Source organism: Bradyrhizobium sp. (genome assembly GCF_019244115.1).
Taxonomy (GTDB): domain Bacteria; phylum Pseudomonadota; class Alphaproteobacteria; order Rhizobiales; family Xanthobacteraceae; genus Bradyrhizobium.
On record NZ_JAFATE010000129.1, the window covers coordinates 1 to 17,215 of the forward strand.

At 65.3% G+C, this 17,215-nt stretch carries 14 protein-coding genes and 1 other RNA gene; 4 read left to right on the plus strand and 11 right to left on the minus strand.

What is annotated here, in order from left to right; genetic code table 11:
* From JOZ76_RS06020 to rsmH, 5 genes are all read right to left on the minus strand, one after another.
* The coding region (locus JOZ76_RS06020; RefSeq protein WP_291697714.1) for a Mur ligase family protein at positions 1–945 on the minus strand (945 nt) is incomplete at its 3' end.
* On the minus strand, positions 942–2,402 hold the full coding sequence (locus tag JOZ76_RS06025) for a UDP-N-acetylmuramoyl-L-alanyl-D-glutamate--2,6-diaminopimelate ligase (protein ID WP_291697715.1): 1,461 nt from the start codon (positions 2,400–2,402) through the stop codon (positions 942–944). The genes JOZ76_RS06025 and JOZ76_RS06020, both read right to left, overlap by 4 nt.
* Before the next feature lie 46 nt (positions 2,403–2,448).
* Positions 2,449–4,194 (minus strand): peptidoglycan D,D-transpeptidase FtsI family protein, encoded by a 1,746-nt coding sequence (locus JOZ76_RS06030; protein WP_291697716.1) that lies wholly within the window; start codon positions 4,192–4,194, stop codon positions 2,449–2,451.
* On the minus strand, positions 4,191–4,583 hold the full coding sequence (ftsL, locus tag JOZ76_RS06035; protein ID WP_291697717.1) for a cell division protein FtsL: 393 nt from the start codon (positions 4,581–4,583) through the stop codon (positions 4,191–4,193). Before ftsL ends, JOZ76_RS06030 begins: the two co-directional genes overlap by 4 nt.
* 3 nt (positions 4,584–4,586) lie before the next feature.
* Positions 4,587–5,651, minus strand: a complete 1,065-nt coding sequence (rsmH, locus tag JOZ76_RS06040) for a 16S rRNA (cytosine(1402)-N(4))-methyltransferase RsmH (RefSeq protein WP_291697727.1) — start codon at positions 5,649–5,651, stop codon at positions 4,587–4,589.
* Positions 5,652–6,142: 491 nt separating this feature from the next.
* Between rsmH and JOZ76_RS06045 the strand changes: the two genes are divergently transcribed.
* On the plus strand, positions 6,143–7,006 hold the full coding sequence (locus JOZ76_RS06045; RefSeq protein WP_291697718.1) for an N-acetylmuramoyl-L-alanine amidase: 864 nt from the start codon (positions 6,143–6,145) through the stop codon (positions 7,004–7,006).
* 78 nt (positions 7,007–7,084) lie between these two features.
* Here JOZ76_RS06045 and JOZ76_RS06050 read toward each other — a convergent pair whose 3' ends face one another.
* Complete coding sequence (locus JOZ76_RS06050; RefSeq protein ID WP_291697719.1) at positions 7,085–8,350, minus strand: RNA polymerase sigma factor; 1,266 nt, start codon at positions 8,348–8,350, stop codon at positions 7,085–7,087.
* Positions 8,351–8,468: 118 nt separating this feature from the next.
* Positions 8,469–8,819, minus strand: coding sequence for a YciI family protein (locus JOZ76_RS06055; RefSeq protein WP_291697720.1), 351 nt, complete (start codon positions 8,817–8,819; stop codon positions 8,469–8,471).
* 152 nt (positions 8,820–8,971) lie between these two features.
* On the opposite strand from JOZ76_RS06055, the gene rnpB reads away from it, so the two are divergent.
* Positions 8,972–9,400, plus strand: an RNA gene (gene rnpB / locus JOZ76_RS06060) — RNase P RNA component class A.
* Between the two features lie 184 nt (positions 9,401–9,584).
* Here the strand turns inward: rnpB and JOZ76_RS06065 are convergent.
* Positions 9,585–10,307: an alpha/beta fold hydrolase gene (locus JOZ76_RS06065; RefSeq protein ID WP_291697721.1), complete on the minus strand. Its 723-nt coding sequence runs from the start codon at positions 10,305–10,307 to the stop codon at positions 9,585–9,587.
* Between the two features lie 166 nt (positions 10,308–10,473).
* Between JOZ76_RS06065 and JOZ76_RS06070 the strand changes: the two genes are divergently transcribed.
* Positions 10,474–11,217: a sulfite exporter TauE/SafE family protein gene (locus JOZ76_RS06070; RefSeq protein ID WP_291697722.1), complete on the plus strand. Its 744-nt coding sequence runs from the start codon at positions 10,474–10,476 to the stop codon at positions 11,215–11,217.
* Between the two features lie 164 nt (positions 11,218–11,381).
* Here JOZ76_RS06070 and JOZ76_RS06075 read toward each other — a convergent pair whose 3' ends face one another.
* From JOZ76_RS06075 to JOZ76_RS06085, 3 genes are all read right to left on the minus strand, one after another.
* The gene (locus tag JOZ76_RS06075; RefSeq protein WP_291697723.1) at positions 11,382–13,184 is read right to left on the minus strand and encodes an ABC transporter ATP-binding protein; all 1,803 of its coding nucleotides are present in this window, start codon (positions 13,182–13,184) and stop codon (positions 11,382–11,384) included.
* A 315-nt stretch (positions 13,185–13,499) separates the two neighbouring features.
* A complete protein-coding gene (locus tag JOZ76_RS06080; RefSeq protein WP_291697724.1) occupies positions 13,500–15,089 on the minus strand; it encodes a DHA2 family efflux MFS transporter permease subunit in 1,590 nt (529 codons plus the stop codon).
* Positions 15,090–15,139: 50 nt separating this feature from the next.
* Positions 15,140–16,441 (minus strand): HlyD family secretion protein, encoded by a 1,302-nt coding sequence (locus JOZ76_RS06085; protein ID WP_291697725.1) that lies wholly within the window; start codon positions 16,439–16,441, stop codon positions 15,140–15,142.
* Positions 16,442–16,625: 184 nt separating this feature from the next.
* Here JOZ76_RS06085 and JOZ76_RS06090 point away from each other — a divergent pair.
* Positions 16,626–17,215, plus strand: a 590-nt coding sequence (locus JOZ76_RS06090) for a TetR/AcrR family transcriptional regulator (RefSeq protein ID WP_291697726.1), incomplete at its 3' end; no start/stop codon positions are given.

The window sequence follows — 17,215 nt, forward strand, 5'->3', positions numbered from 1 at the left end:
GATGCCGACCTCGCCAAGCACCGGCGCAAGCCTGATGGGATCGAGTCCGGCGGCGTGCACGGCGGCGAGCGCCGCAAGCGCATTCTGCACACGGTGCGGCGCGCCCGGCGCCAGGCTGAAATCGATGATCTTGCCGCAAAGCTCGACGCCGACATCCCAGCTTTCGCCGCGCGCGGCATGCCTGAGTTCCCTCACCTCGACGCCGTCGCCGAAGCGAACCACCTTGCCGCTCCATTCAGGCGCCGCAAGCTCCGCGGGCAGGACCAGAATGCCGTCTTCCGGCAGACCCTGCACGATCGAGATTTTCTCGCGGCGGATCGCCTCGATGCTGCCGAGCTTTTCCAGGTGCACCGGCTGCACGTTCACGACCAGCGCGACCGTCGGCCGGGTGAGCTCGCTGAGCCGCGCGATCTCGCCGGCTTGGTTCATGCCCATTTCGACGACCCAGACCGCGGCGTTCGGATCGGCGTTGCACAGCGTCAGCGGCACGCCCCAGAAATTGTTGAAACTGGACGGGCTCGCATAGGCCTCGGGATAGGCCGCGATGAACTCCTTGGTCGAGGTTTTTCCGGCGCTCCCGGTCAGCCCGACCACCGGACCGGAGAAGCGCGCGCGCGCCGCGCGTGCGAGCGCCCACACGCCATCGATCAGCGTGTCGTTCACGATCAGTTGAGGAATGGTCACGCCATCGATCTGATGGGGGACGACCGCAGCGACCGCCCCGGCGGCCTCTGCGTTTTTCGCAAACTCCCAGCCGTCGCGTGCGCTGGCAAAGGCCGAGATGAAGCCGCCGCTCGGGGTTCCGCTCAGTGCGACGAACAGGCTGCCCGGTTTGACGAGGCGGCTGTCCTGGGTGACGAAATCGATCGGGGTGTCCGGAAATGCGCCCGGCAGGTTCAACGCGCGGGCGACCTCCGCAAGGGTCCAGAGCGGCGCTGATCTCATGCGACCCTCGAAGCAAGAACGGACGCGACCGCATCGTGATCGCTGAACGGCAGCAAGCGGTCGCCCACGATCTGCCCGGTCTCGTGGCCCTTGCCGGCGACGAGCAGCGCGTCTCCAGGCTGAAGCCCTTCGATCGCGGCGCGGATCGCGGCTGCGCGATCGCCGATCTCGATCGCACCCGGTGCCGCATCCAGGATCGCGGCGCGGATCTTTACCGGCTCCTCGCTGCGCGGATTGTCGTCGGTGACGATGACGCGATCGGCATTTTCGGTTGCAATCTCGCCCATCAGCGGACGCTTGCCGACGTCACGGTCGCCACCACAGCCGAACACGACGACGAGGTTCCGTTTGGCGTAGGGCCGCAGCGCCTGCAGCGCTTTGGCGAGCGCATCCGGCTTGTGCGAATAATCGATGAAGATCGGCGCGCCGTTGCGCTCGCCGACTCGCTCGAGCCGGCCTTTGGCGCCTTCGAGCTTTTCGAGGCTCGCGAACACGGCGTCCGAATCGCTCCCGGTGGCGATCGCGAGGCCCGCGGCGACCAGCGCGTTCTCGATTTGAAAGCTGCCCACCAGCGGCAATCGGACGGAGGTTGTGCTGCCGCGGTGCTGTAAGCTCAGCGTCTGGGCAAATCCGTCGACGACGGCGTCGACCAGGCGAATGCCCTCGCCCGCGCCGTCGCCGTTCCTGCCGACGGGAAGGATCCGCAAACCGCGCGTTCGCGCCGCGCCGATCACCTCGGCCGAGCAGTCGTGATCGGCAGAGATTACCGCCGGAGCGTCCGGCGGCAAAAGCTCGCGAAACAGCCTGAGCTTGGCCGCGAGGTAATGTTGCAGATCGGGATGATAATCGAGATGGTCGCGCGACAGGTTGGTAAAACCGCCGGCGGAGATGCGCACACCGTCGAGCCGATATTGATCGAGCCCGTGCGAGGAAGCCTCGAAGGCGAGATGGGTGACGCCCTCGCGCGCGATCTCGTCGAGCTGACGATGGAGCGCGATCGGGTCGGGCGTCGTCAGCGAGCCATAAACCGTGTGCTTCGGCGACACCAGGCCGATGGTGCCGATGCTCGCCGAGCCGTGGCCGAGCTGCTGCCAGATCTGGCGGGTGAAGGCGGCGACCGAGGTCTTACCGCTGGTGCCGGTCACCGCCGCGATCGTCGCCGGCTGCTGCGGGAAGAAGCGGGCCGCGACCAGGGCCAGCGCGCGGCGTGGATTTGGTGTGAGGATGAACGGCACGGAACATCCGCCCTGCGGCGGATGGTCGCCCGCAACCGCGACCGCGCCGGCCGTGATCGCCTGCGCGATGAAGCGCGCGCCGTCGGTCTTGACCCCGGACAGCGCGAAGAACAGCGAGCCGGGTTGAACGAGACGGCTGTCGACGGCCAATCCCGTCGCCTCGACCTTATCGCTCGCCGAATCGATCAGTGCGTCGTCGCCGAAGAGCTCGCGGAGTTTCATCAGGTTCCCGTCCGGCCGCGGCGCAAATCAGCGCCCCGGTGACGGCTTACTGCGTTGCGCGCGAGGCCGCAAGAATCAGGCGGTCGGGCGGCGGCAGGTCGAACCGCGGTTCGATGCCCAGCAGCGGACCGATCCGCGCGATCACATTGCCGGCCGTCGGCACCGCGTTCCAGCCGGAGGTGATGAAGCCATAGGTCTCCTTCAGAGGCTGCGGCTCGTCCAGCATGATCAGGAGCTGATATTGCGGCTTGTCGGCGGGAATGACGGCGGTAAAGGCGGTCAGCACGCGCCTTTTTGCATAATGGCCGTTGATGACCTTCTCGGCGGTACCGGTCTTGCCGCCGATATAATAGCCCTTGACGTCGGCCCTCTTCGCGGTGCCGATCTCGGCATTCAGCCGCATCAGGAAGCGCATCTTCTCAGAGGTTTCCGGCTTGATGACGCGCCTCGCCAGCGCCATCGCCTCGTCCTCGCTGCGCTTCAGGAAGGTCGGCGGAATCAGGTAGCCGCCATTGACCAGGGCGTTGACGCCCATCACCGCCTGCAGCGGTGCGACCGCGATGCCATGGCCGAAGGAGATGGTGATGGTGTTGAGGTCGGACCAGTGTCTCGGTACGATCGGCGACGCGCTCTCCGGCAGCTCGGTGCGCAGCCGGTCGAGCTGGCCCATCTTACGCAGAAACGCCTTGTGCGCCTCCACCCCCTGCGACAGCGCGATGCGCGCGGCGCCGACGTTCGAGGAGAAGGTGAACACCTCTTTCATGTTGAGGAAGCGGCCCTTCGGTTCGTCGTCATGGATCGCGAACTTGCCGTAATGCAGCGGTCCGCGTGCGTCCCACGTCGAGTTGAGGTCGTATTTGCCAGAATCCAGCGCCATCGCCAGGGTAAAGGCCTTGAAGGTCGACCCCATCTCGTAGACGCCGGTGGTCAGGCGGTTGATGCGGTCGGGATCGTGCGCTTCCTTAGGGTTGTTGGGATCGAAATCCGGCACCGAGACCATCGCCACGATCTCGCCGGTCCTGACATTGGTCACGAGGCCGGAGGCAGCCTTGGCGTGGAACTTGTCCTTCGCCTTCAACAGCTCGTCGCGCAGCGCGTGTTCGACCCTGAGATCGACCGACAATTCGATCGGCCGCTGCAGCCGATCGGTGGCAAAGCCGGCGCGGTGGAGATCGGCGAGACCATTGTTGTCGAGCCATTTCTCCATGCCGGCGATGCCCTGGTTGTCGATATTGACCAGACCGATCAGGTGCGCGACCTCGTTGCCGGTGGGATAGACGCGCTTGTTCTCGCGCAAAAAGCCGATGCCGGGAATGCCGAGACGGTGAATGTCCTGCTGCTGCTGCGCATTGATCTCGCGCTTCAGCCAGACAAAACCCTTTTTCGACGTCAGGCGGTCACGCACCTCGCCGATGTCGAGATCCGGCAAGGTCGCAGTCAAAAGCTCGATCGCCTCGTCCTTGTCGATGATCCGGCGCGGCTCGCCGAATAGGCTCGGCGCCTTGACGTCGGTGGCGAGGACTTCGCCGTTGCGGTCGATGATGTCCGGCCGGGCGGTCGCGATGGCGTCCTGCGCCGCGGCGCGGCGGGCGCTGCTATGGCCATCGGCGCCGATCGCGAACATCACGAGGCGTCCGCCGATCACGGAATAGATGGCGGCAAAGGCCAGGATCGCAAAACCGACACGGGCGCGCGCCTTGGCGGCGCGGTCGACGTTGCGGCCATAGAGCAGGCTGCGGATCAGCCGCTGATGCCAGGATTCGGCGCGCTTGGCGGTACGCGCCGCACTCATTCCTTGTCCTCCTGCGAAGACACTGAGCCGGTCGTGCTCGGCGCCTCGGCCGCCGCATCGATGGTGTTGAGCATGGCTCCAATCGGGTCGCGCTCGCCCGGGCGGACAAAGCTCGGCGGCCGTTCCGGCAGGTTTTTCAGCTGGTCATATTGATTGGCGTTGAGCGGCTTGAGCGGCAGATGGCGCTCGGAAAGGCCCTGCAGCCGGAGCGGCGCATCGAGCTTGGCCCATTCGGAGCGCAGCACGGCAATCGCATCGCGCTGCTCGCGGATTTCCGCACGCAGCTTCAGGACGCGCTCGACGCGCGCGGTCGACTCCATCTTGATCCGATAGACGTAGGCCGCGGCAAAGACCAGCGCGCCGATGACCAGGAGATGGAGGAACCGCATGGCTCAGCCTCCCCTCGCAAGATCGGAGAGCCTTGGCCATGACGGCAGCGCGCCGTTGGGATGCGCCGGCGCACCGGTGCGGGCCGCACCGCGCAGCTTGGCCGAGCGCGCACGCGGATTACCCGCGATTTCGTCCTCGCCTGGCACGATCGGACGCCGGGTCAACAGATCGAAGCTTGGCGCAACCTGGGCGACCTCCGGCAAATGGCGCGATCCGCCGCCACTCTTGCCGCGCTCGGCCAGAAAATTCTTGACGATGCGATCTTCCAGCGAATGGAACGACACCACGGCAAGCCGGCCACCGGGTTTCAGCACGCGTTCGGCCGCCGACAGCGCGAGCTGCAGTTCGTCCAGTTCCTCGTTGACGAAGATGCGCAAGCCCTGGAACGTTCGCGTCGCCGGATGAATGTCGCCCGGCTTCGACCGCACCACGCGGCCGACGAGATCGGCGAGCGCGCGCGTGGTCGTGATCGGCGCCTCTCTTCGCGCGGCGACGATGGCGCGGGCTACGGCCCGAGAATGGCGCTCTTCGCCGAACAAATAGATGATGTCAGCCAGCAGGCTTTCCGGCCCCCGCGCGACAACGTCCGCTGCCGTGGGGCCGTCCTGCCCCATCCGCATGTCGAGAGGACCATCGAGGCGAAAGGAGAAGCCGCGGCCCGCCTGGTCGAGCTGCATCGAGGACACGCCGACATCCATGACGACGCCGTCGATTGTGGAGACGCCTTGGGCGGCGCAGACCTCGCCAAGCTCGGAGAACCGGCTCTCCACCAGCGTCAACCGCCCGCCCGACTGGTCCACGAGATCGAAACCGCCGGCGACCGCGGTGCGGTCGCGGTCGATGCCGATGACCTGCGTCCCCTCGATTTCCAGAATCATCCGGCTATAGCCGCCGGCACCGAACGTCGCGTCGACATAGGTGCCACCGGGGCGCGGCGCGAGCAAGGACACCGCCTCGCGTCCGAGCACGGGAACATGGCGTTGGCCGAGCGGGCTCACGCGCGCCCTCCGGCGCGGCGCGACAGACCAAAGCTGGACGTGCACAAGCCCATTGCGCCCCAAACCCATCCACCAGCCGGGAACGTGCGACGAAACGCGCCGCGCGCGGCCCCCGATCCCGCTGGTCTGCGGCTGTAAGCCCGGATTTCCGAATGGAAGCTGCGGGCCGACAGGCGGATTTCGCGCGAGAATAAGGGCCACGTGTCCCTAGTCCGACGTTCGCCGCACCTCTCCAGCCGCCAATCGAGCGGACGGCGGATCGACAAGGACTGAAGGAAGCGGCGCGCAGCCGTCCCCCGGCCTCCGGTACGGCCCTTCATCCCTCAGTAACGGCGTTTAGCGTTAAGAAAGCGTTGACGATCGGCCGCGGTTTTGGAACGTTTTTGAGCGCTTCGCCATGGGATTCCGTGTGGGATGCATATGTGATGCGTGTCGCACACAGTCGGTCAAAATGCGGTACCACCGTAACGTCCGTCATTGCGGATCGCGCCGTCAAGGAATAGTCACCCTTCGTACAAGAGTCATCTCAGTGCCGTTGTCCCGCCCGGTTTGAGTCTTTTATGCCGCTTGGTTCGTCCACATCCGATGGATCTGATTCGAAGCGGCAGCGTGCTTTGCCGCTGCCGCGGGCGGGCACGAACATGAAGACTTTCACCCCGGATTCCTCGACCGTCTCCGACGTGATCCCGTCGCCGAATTTCGGCGACCGCAATAAGGGCCGTGCGCCCGACATGATCCTGCTGCACTATACCGGCATGCCGGACGTCGAAGGCGCGATCAAGCAATTGTGTACGGCCGGCACCGACGTGTCGGCCCACTACATCGTGCTCGAGGACGGCCGTATCGTGCAGTCGGTGCCCGAGGCGAAGCGCGCCTGGCACGCCGGCGTGTCCTCCTGGGGCGGCGAAGACGACATCAATTCCTGCTCGATCGGCATCGAGATCGTCAATCGCGGCCATGATTGGGGCTATCCCGATTTTCCCTCGCGCCAGATCGCGGCGGTCATCGCGCTGTGCCGCGGCATCATGCTCCGCCGCGAGGTGCCCTCGCATCGGGTGCTTGCGCATTCCGACGTGGCCCCCTCGCGCAAGAAGGACCCCGGCGAAAAATTTCCCTGGCATTCCCTCGCCAATTCCGGCGTCGGCCATTGGGTGCAGCCGGCGGCGATCGTGCGCAGCGAGAGCTTAAAGATCGGCAACATCGGCGATGACGTGCAGAACCTGCAGCAGGCGCTCGCCAAATACGGCTATGGCGTGCCGGTGACCGGAAAATATGACGGGCCGACCATGGACACGGTCGCCGCGTTCCAGCGCCACTTCCGCCCAGCCAAGGTCGACGGCATCGCCGACCGGTCGACGCTGACCACGCTGCACGCCCTGCTCGCAAGCCTGCCGCCCGACGCGCGTGCGGTCGCCACGAAGTAGCAGGCCTAGCCCCGTCATTGCGAGGCGCACAGCGCCGAAGCAATCCAGAGCCTCACGCGCGGCTCTGGATTGCTTCGCTTACGCTCGCAATGACGGAGCATTCTCATTTCCCAGCTCCCGCAGGCGTCGTGCGTAGAACCGGCGCAGCGGTTCTAGCTGGGTGGCCTCGGTCGCAGCGAGATATGCCTCGCGTGCCGCCTCAACGCGGCCGAGCCGCCGCAAGAGATCGGCGCGAACCGCCGGCAGCAATTCGTAGCCGTCGAGATGACCGCGCGCCGCGAGCGCGTCGATCAGATCGAGCGCGCGCGCCGGCCCGTCCACCATCGACACCGCGGCGGCGTGATTGAGTTCGATCACCGGGGAGGGTGAGATGCGCAGCAGCACCTCGTAGAGGCCGGCGATCTGCGGCCAGTCGGTTTCCTGATAGCTCGGAGCGCGGGCATGCAAGGCCGCGATCGCGGCCTGCACCGCGTAGGGCTGCGGCCGGCCAGGCAATCGCAACGCCTGTTCCACCAGCGTCAAACCTTCGGCAATCTGGTGCCAATCCCAGAGCGAGCGATCCTGCTCTTCCAGCAGCACGACGTCGCCGCCTTCGGTCTGCCGCCCCGCGCGCCGCGCATCGTGCAACAGCATCAGCGCCAGAAGCCCCTTGGCCTCACTCCGCTCCCGCATCAATCCGTCGAGCAGGCGGCCGAGGCGAATCGCTTCGCGCGCCAGGTCCGGCCTCATCAAGGCGTCGCCTGACGTCGCGGCATAGCCTTCCGTGAACACGAGATAGATGACCGCGAGCACGCCGTTCAGGCGCGGCTCCAGCGCCTCGCGCGCCGGCACCTCATAGGGGATGCCGGCAAGCCGGATCTTCTGCTTGGCGCGCACCAGGCGCTGCGCCATCGCCTCCTCGCCGACCAGAAAGGCGCGCGCGACCTGCGCGGTCGACAGGCCACAGACCGTACGCAGTGTCAACGCGACCTGCACCTCCGGCGCAAAGGACGGATGGCAGCAGGTGAAGATCAGCCGCAGCATGTCGTCGTCAAGGACCGTAGTGTCGAATGCGTCGTCGGCCGATGCAGCATCCAGTTCGAGCTGGTGCACGATATCCTGCTGCTTGCCGCGGAACGCAATGTTTCGGCGGACCCGATCGATCGCCTTGTTGCGGCCGACATTGACGAGCCAGGCGCGCGGATTGGATGGCGGTGCTTCGTCAGGCCAGCGCTCGAGCGCCACCGCAAAGGCATCCTGCAACGCGTCCTCGGCGAGGTCGAAATCGCCGACCAGGCGGATCAGCGTCGCGAGCGCGCGCGCCGATTCATCGCGGAAGATTTCTTCGATTTCGCGAGGGGTCATGTGAGCAGTCCGAACACCGCGCAGCGCGCTCTCGTCATTCCGCGGCGCTCGCTCTTTGCGAGCGAACCCGGAATTCTCGAGATTCCGGGTTCGTGCTTCGCACGCCCACGAATGACGGTTAGTTGTACACCCAGACCGGCCGCACCTCGATCGAACCGATCCTGGCGCTCGGAATTCGCGCGGCAATCGCAATCGCGCTATCGAGGTCCTTGGCCTCGATCATGTAGTAGCCGCCGAGTTGCTCGCGCGTTTCCGCGAAGGGCCCGTCGGTGGTCAGCGTCTTGCCGTCGCGCACGCGCACGGTCGTCGCCGTCGTGGTCGGCTGCAGGCGGTCGCCGGCCTTGAAATTGCCGCTCTGGATGATGGACTGGGTGAAGGTCTGATATTCGGAGAGCATCTTCTGGCTCGTCGCTGCATCGTTCTTGGCGTACTCGACTTCGTTCTGATAGATCATCAGCAAATACTGCATTGTTGCACTCCTTGTTGTCATCGGCTGGATCGCCGACATCCAGTCGATCGGACGACACCCGGAACGACATCTTCAGGATAAATTATTTCGCGCCTGCGCGTGGCAAGTTCCGAGACTTGACGCGACCGACTTGAGCGCCCATAGGCAAGGGGTCAGTCGGCCGGACGGCCGCTTCCGCAAACGCCGAAAGGCCGCGGGGGAGGAAAGTCCGGGCTCCATCGACATGCGGTGCCGGATAACGTCCGGCGGGGGCGACCCCAGGGAAAGTGCCACAGAAAGCGAACCGCTCCGAACTCCGAAAGGAGGCCGGCAGCAAGGGTGAAAAGGTGCGGCAAGAGCGCACCGCGGGTCCGGCAACGGAACCGGCATGGTAAACCCCACCGGGAGCAAGACCGAATAGGGACGGCATCAGCGGGCCGTTCGCGACAGCGATAACGCCGCAGGGCCGATGTCAGGCCAGCCGTCCGGGTAGGTTGCATGAGGTGGCGCGCGAGCGCCATCCCAGAGGAATGGCCGTCACGTATCGTCTCGCGCGAGCGGGCGATGCCCTACAGAACCCGGCTTACAGGCCGGCTGATATCTCTGAATGAGGGGTTCGGCGCGACCAACGCCGGACCCCTCGCCATTTCAGGACGACGTGATTACGGGGCGCGCCAGCGGAGCCGCGCGACGCGGCCCGATGGCGCGAACCCGGAATCTTGCGCAGCTACTCCGAGATTCCGGGTTCGCTCGCCGGCGCGAGCGCCCCGGAATGACGGCGCGAGATCACGCCACGACCTCCTCGAGGAGTTCCATCAGCGGCTCCGGCGCGGTGACAGCCGGCGCATGACTGGCCTCGATTTCGAAGAAACGCCAGCCGCCTTCGCTGCGTGCGCGCCGCGCGAACTGTCCGAACGGATCGGCGGGCGCGATCCGCGTGCAGTAGACGTAGCTGCGCGGCAGCTTCAGTTCACCGCCAAACAGCTTCAGCTTGGTCTCGAAACATTTGACCGGCATGTTGACGCGGCGCGCGTTGAGCCAGACCTGATCCTCCGCCGACGTGTCCGGCGGGGTCGGATTCGGCGGCACCCGCCAGCCGTCGCCGGCCTTGGCGAGGCCACGCATGCGCTGGCGTTCGGACTCGGGCAGCAGGTCGAACAGGCTCTGCCCATCTTTCGGCACGAAAGCATCGAGATAAATCAGCTGCCGAATGCGGTCGCGCGCGCGATCGGCGACGCCGGTCGCGACCATGCCGCCGTAAGAATGCCCGATCAGCACGATGTCGCTCAGGTCTTCATAGGTGATGACGTTGCGAACGTCCTGGATATGGGTGTCGAGATCGATCGACGGATTGGCAAGATGGGCGCGTTCGCCGAGGCCCGTGTAGGTCGGCACGATGAGACGATGCCCGGCCGCACGCATCAGCCGGCGCATTTTCTTCCATGACCAGCCCCCGCTCCAGGCCCCGTGACAGACGAGGAACGTGGTTTCGGGCGAAACGTTGCTCATGGCCGTTTCCACTATTGTTGATGGTTTTCGCCCGGAGTGTACCTGCCGCTTGCATGGTGTAAACGTGCCAAATAGATCACCGTCATTGCGGGGCGAGCGCCTCCGAATTTTCCAGATTCGGTCCGATACATCGCAATCGCTCCGGAAACGTCGTCGGATAACGATCATGCCGCCTGGCGCCTACGCGCTTCTGTTGCTTGGCGCGCTCGCGGGCGGCTTCGTCTCGGGCCTCGCGGGATTTGGCACGGCGCTGATGGCGCTGGGGATCTGGCTTTACGTGCTGCCGCCGTCGCTCGCCGTGCCGCTGGTCCTGATCTGCTCGGTGGTCGCGCAGAGTTCAACCCTGCCCGCGCTGTGGAAGAGCTTTGACCTGACACTGGTGTGGCCGTTCGTCATCGGAGGCCTGTTCGGCGTCCCCATCGGCACGATGCTGGTCGCCCACGCCGACCCAACCGTTTTCAAGCTGACGGTCGGCATCTTCCTCCTCGTGTTTCCGACCGCGCTCTATTTGAACCGCACTCCACTCGCGTTTCGATTTGGCGGAAAGGCCGCCGATGCGGCGATCGGGTTTGCCGGCGGGATTTTGGGCGGGCTGGCCGGCCTGTCGGGGCCGTTACCGATCCTCTGGGCCGGCATCCGCGGCTGGGGCAAGGATGAGCGGCGCGGCATTTTCCAGATTTTCAACTGGACGGTGCTCGCCACGGCGCTTTGTCTGCAGACGGCGGCCGGCCTGGTCGCGCAGCAGGTCGTCTGGCTGGCGCTGCTCGCCTTTCCCGGCACGATCATCGGCGCCTGGCTCGGGGCGCGGCTCTACCAGGCGCTGAGCGACCGGAATTTCACCGACGTCGTGCTGGCGCTCCTGCTGCTCTCGGGCATCGGCCTCGTCTGGAACAGCATCGGCTGGCGATAGACGGGCGGTCGATCACCACACTCACGCGTCATGCCACGCTTGTCGCGGGCATCCACGTCTTACTTTCCGTCTGGAATGAAAAGACGTGGATGGCCGGGACATCTGCGCGAACGCTCGCGCAAGACGCGCTTCGCGCTTTTGCCCGGCCATGACGACGAGTGTACCTACTCCGCCGCGGTGGCGCGTGCGAACTCGGTCGCCTGCCGCTCGAACAGCGAGCGATAGATGCCGCCGCTGCGCGCCATCAGCATGGCGTGGCTGCCCTGCTCGACGATGTCGCCGCGGTCGAACACCAGGATGCGGTCGAGGCTCTGCACGGTCGACAGGCGGTGCGCGATCACGATCGCGGTGCGCCCCTTCATCAGCCGCTCCATCGCCTCTTGGATCGCGGCCTCCGATTCCGAATCAAGGCTCGAGGTCGCCTCGTCCAGGATCAGGAACGGCGCGTCGGCCAGGAACGCCCGCGCCAGCGCCACGCGCTGCCGCTCGCCGCCGGACAGTTTGATGCCGCGCTCGCCGACCAGCGTGCCGTAGCCCTTCGGCAGACGCATGATGAAGTCATGCGCATTGGCGAGCCGCGCCGCCTGTTCGATCGCGGCCTGGCTCGCGCCGGGGCGGCCATAGGCGATGTTCTCCGCCAGCGTGCGGTGAAACAGGATCGGCTCCTGCTGCACGATGGCGATCTGGCTGCGCAGCGACTGCTGCGTCGCCTTCGCGATGTCCTGCCCGTCGACCAGGATCTTGCCGCCGGAGACATCGTAGAGCCGCTGCACCAGCTTGACGAAGGTCGTCTTGCCGGAGCCGGACCGGCCGACCAGTCCGACACGCTCGCCGGCGCGGATGTCGACCGACAGGCCGTCATAGAGCGGATCGCGATGACCGCCATAGAGGAAAGTCACGCGATCGAACACGATGCGGCCGCCGGTGATCCCGATCGGCCGGGCGTCGGGTGCATCGGCAATCCCGATCGGCTCGTCGTGAATGGCAACCAGTTCCTCCATATCGTTCACCGACCGCTGCAGGTTGTTGATGTGCATGCCGACATCACGCAAGTAGGCGTGAATGATGTAGTAGCTGGTCAAGACATAGGTGACGTCGCCCGGCGAGGCGCGGCCCGCGATCCACAGCAGCACCGACCCGCCGATCACCGAACCGCGCAGGCACAGCAGCACCAGAAGCTGCACCGCGTTGGTGATGTTGTAGCGCATCCAGCTCCGCCTCACCCGCGCGCGCCAGCGCGAGATGACGCGGGCGAGCCGCACATCCTCGCGCGCTTCCGCGCCGAACGATTTTATCACCCCGTTGCAGGTCAGCGCGTCGGCCAGCGTGCCACCGACTTTGGTGTCCCAGGCGTTGGAGACGCGCGCAGCCGGCGCGATGTAGCGGATCGAGAGAGCGACCGTCATCGACACATAGACCAGCGCCCCCAGCGCGATCACGAGACCGAGCGAGGCCCAATGCAACCCGAGCAGCACCATCGAGCCGAGCAGCACCATCAGTGACGGTAGCAGCGCCAGCAGGATGGTGTCGTTGTAGAGATCGAGCGCCCACATGCCGCGGGTGATCTTGCGCACCGTCGAGCCGGCAAACGAGTTGGCGTGCCAGTCGGTCGAGAAGCGCTGCACCCGCATGAAGGCGTCGCGCGCGACGTCGGACATGATCTTCAGCGTGAACGGCACGATCGCCTGCAGCCCGATCATGCGCATCGCGATCGAGGTCAGGCCGAGCGCGACGATGGCGCCGAACGCCATCAGGGCGGCTTGGCGCGCATCGGCGTCCGCAGGCCCGAGGGTCAGCGCGTCGACGAGATGGCCGGAGAAGATCGGCATAAACAGGTCGGCGACGGTGGCGCCCAAGAGGCCGCCGGCAACGGTGAGCGTGGCCAGCGGCTGGTTGAACCAGTGACGGAACACGAACGGCATCACCACGCGAATCGCGGCCGGCCGCTTCTTGGCATCGAAGGTCATGGCATCATCCGGCCGCGCTTGGCGCGCCGGCCGGCTCCATTCTGGACGCCTCGCGTGCAATGGATGCACGGCGGACGTCGTTGAAAAATCAGTGGTTTAAGGGGAGCTCTGGGGACCGGGACCAACGACCCGATCGAAGCTGGCGAAGACGGCTGCTATTTGCCGGATGCGGCGCCAAGCGAAAATGTCGGACGCGGGCGCGCGATCTGCGAAAATGCGATAGTCATGCAAATCTCCCCGGTTCGATGCGACAATGCGTAGCATATAACCCGGATCGAGAGACATTGCAACCCATACAGGCCGCGGTTCCCAACGCTAGTGCCCGCCGCTTCCGCCGGTCATCGCGGTCGGCTTGTTCAACAAGAGGACCAGGAGGCTCAGGCCGACATAGAACAGCGTCAGCATGAAGAAGGCGTCGCCATAACCCATCACGACCGCCTGGCGGTGCACGATTTGCGAGAGCTGCTTCATCGCCATCAGCGCCGCGTCGCCCATGCCCTGCAGGCGCTGAGTGAAACTGTTCAGCGTTTCGACCGCCGTGGCATTGCCCCAGTTGACCCGCTCCTGCAAGCGCGAGATGTGCAGGTCGGTGCGGTCGTTCAGCACTTCGTTGATCAGCGCGAGGCCGAGCGCGCCGCCGAGATTGCGCATCAGGTTGAACAGGCCGGAGGCGTTCTTCACCCGGTCCGGCGCCAGCGTACCGAGCGCGATGTTGTTGGTCGGCACCATCGCGCACATCATGCCGATGCCGCGCAGGATCTGCGGCACCAGCAGCTCGTAGAAATCGAAGTCGCGGGTGATCCAGGTCATCTGATAGGAGCCGAGCGCAAACACGACGAGGCCGAACATGATGATGTAGCGCGGGTCGAAGCGCTGCAGCATGCGTCCGACGACCGGAGCCATCAGGAACATGGTGATGCCGGATACGAACATGGTCTCGCCGATCATCATGGCGCTGTAGCCGCGCACCTCGGCGAGATAGCGCGGGTAGACGTAGGTCAGTCCGTACAAGCCGATTCCTATGCAGAACTGCAGCATGCAGCCGATCGCGAAGTTGCGGTTGGTGAAGGCGCGCAGGTCGACGATCGGCACCCTCGCGGTCAGCACCCGCCAGAAGAAGGCGATCGCGGAGATGGCGCCGACGGAGGCGAACAGCGCAACCGAGGTGTCCTGCAGCCATTCATATTGCGGGCCCTCCTCCAGCACGTATTCGAGCGAGCCGAGGAAGCCCGCCATGAAGATCAGCCCCCACCAGTCGAAATGATCGAGCAGTTCGAAATGCGGCTCGTCGAAATCGACCAGCGCCAGCACGCCGACGGTGATGATGATGCCCGGAATGATATTGATGAAGAACAGCCAGTGCCACGACATCGCATCGGTGATGAAACCGCCGACGGTCGGGCCGATCGTCGGGGCCAAGGTTGCAACGAGCCCGATCACCGGCGTCACGATGTGGAATTTCGAGCGCGGAAACACGGTGTAGGCCGAAGCGAACACCGTCGGGATCATGCCGGCGCCCAAAAATCCCTGGATCGCGCGCCATAGGATCATTTCCTCGATGGTCGAGGCAAAGCCGCACAGAAAGCTCGCAACGGTGAATCCCGCGGCCGAGATCGCAAACAGCAGCCGCGTGCCGAGCGCGCGCGACAGGAAGCCGGACAGCGGTATAGCGATGACCTCGGCGATCAGATATGCGGTCTGAACCCAGGACACCTCGCTGGAGCTCGCCGACAGGCCCGCTTGAATGTCGCTGAGCGAAGCCGAGACGACCTGGATGTCCAGGATCGCCATGAACATCCCGAACACCATGATGAGGAACGCGATCAGCCGGCGCGGCGCGATGCGCTCGGTGGGCGCGCTGGGCCCAATCATCGCGCCCGGTGATGCTGTCGTGGCGTTCGCCATATCCTGACCGGATCGAATTAGCGCCGGTTTCGAAGCCGGCGCGCGACAACCTATTGGGGGTGAATCATGGTCGGGGAATCGAGGTCGGTCCCGCTGTCGGCATCCTCGGCCCCGTTGGTGGTATCGATAGTCGCATAGACCGACATGCCGGCGCGCAGCAGGTTTTCGCGCGCAACGTCCGCCGGCACCCGAATCCGGACCGCGAGCCGCTGCACGATCTTGGTGAAGTTGCCGGTGGCGTTGTCGGGCGGCAGCAGCGTGAACACCGAGCCTGCGGCCGGCGAGATGCTCTCGACGATGCCCTTGAACTTGCGATGGCCATAGGCGTCCACCGAGATCATCACCGGCTGTCCCGGACGGATGCGCCTGAGCTGGGTTTCCTTGAAATTGGCGTCGATGAAGACCTCGTCGAGCGGCACCACATTGCCGAGCCGCTGGCCGACCGCGATGAAATCGCCCGTGTTGACGAGACGGTTGGAGAAGAGGCCGTCGACCGGCGCGCGGACCAGCGTGAATTCGAGATCGCGCTCGGCCTTGGCGAGCTGGGTCTTGAGCTCGGCGAGCTGCGCCTCAGCCTCCGCCTGCTGGGCCCTGGTCACTTCCACCATGTCGCGCGCATTGTCATAGGCTGCCTTCGCGGCCTTCACGCCGGCTGCGCCCTGGTCGCGTGCGGCTTCGGACTGCTCGAAGGTCGCATGGGAGGCAAAGCCCTTGCCGCTCAGCATCTGCTGGCGGTCATAGTCGAGGTCGGCACGCTTCAGCCCGGCCTCGGCAGAGGCGAGGTTGGCGGCGGCTTGTCCGGCCGCGCTGGCCTGCGCGTCGACTTGGCGGCCGATCCGCGCGATCGTGGCCTCCTGCGTCGCAATCTTGGTGCGCGCGGCGTCCACGGCGATCCGATAGTCGCCATCGTCGATCTTGAAGAGGATATCGCCGGCATGCACCAGCGCGTTGTCCCGCGGCAAGATCGCGGTGATGTGACCCGTCACGCGCGCGCCCATCATGGTGTTGTTGGCGCGGACATAGGCGTCGTCGGTGGAGACGAAGAAACGTCCGACAAGCCAGTAATTGATGCCGTAAGCTCCGGCTGCGAGCGCCAGCAAAAGCCCGATCCCGATCAGGACGAAGCGGCGCCTGCCGGGCTTGGCCGGGGCTGCCGCTGCTGGGGGGACCGGCACCGGCTGGGGCTTGTCGACGGCGGGAGCGGGCTCGGCGGGGCGGCGCTTGGTCTCGTCGGCGACATGGGCGCGGAGCGTTTCCCCTAACCCGCGCGACGGCTCGCTGGCGGTATCGCTCTCGGCCTCGCCCGGCTCCTGGCGCAGCGCGCGCGCGGCTTGATCTCTAACTGTGGCCATAACGCCTTCCCCAATACAAATCCGGTGGCAGCAACAGGCCAGATCAGGCCTTTGCGGCTTCGCACTATGATATTTATCATTGACCGAACGGTTCGGTCAAGGTAGGTTCAATGTGGAAATTTGACCAGGGGAGTCCTTCCGATAAGTTTCCCGGGCTGAAAATGATTGCTGAGAGGCTAAACTAATGGTTGCGGCTGAGCCGGGCACATTGCGCGCCGTTGGCAGTGGCTTGGGCGATGAGGACAGCACCAAGCGCCGCCAGATCGTGGATGGCGCGCGAAGGGTTTTCCTGGATCTTGGCTTTGACGGGGCCAGCATGGGCGAGATCGCCCGCGCGGCAGGCGTCTCCAAGGGGACGCTCTATGTCTATTTTCCCGACAAAAGCGGGCTGTTCGAAGCCATCGTCGAGACCGAAATCGCCGAATACAGCAAGGAATTGTACAATTTCCATCCGGAGCGCCCGGTCGTCGAGACCCTGACAGAGTTTGGCCGCGCCTATGTCCAGATCCTCTGCCGGCCCGGCGGCGGATCAGCGTCGCGCACGGTGATGGCCATTGCCGAACGGATGCCGGAGGTCGGCCGGCGCTTTTACAATAACGTGATCGCACACACGATCGGCAAGCTCGCCGCCTATCTTGAAGCGCGCGCCGCGATCGGCGACCTCGCAATCGAGGATTGCCGTCTGGCCGCATTGCAATTCATGCAATTGTGCCAGGGACCGACCTTCATGCCGTTCCTGTTTCAGGCGGCGCCCGCGCCTTCGGCCGAGCGCAC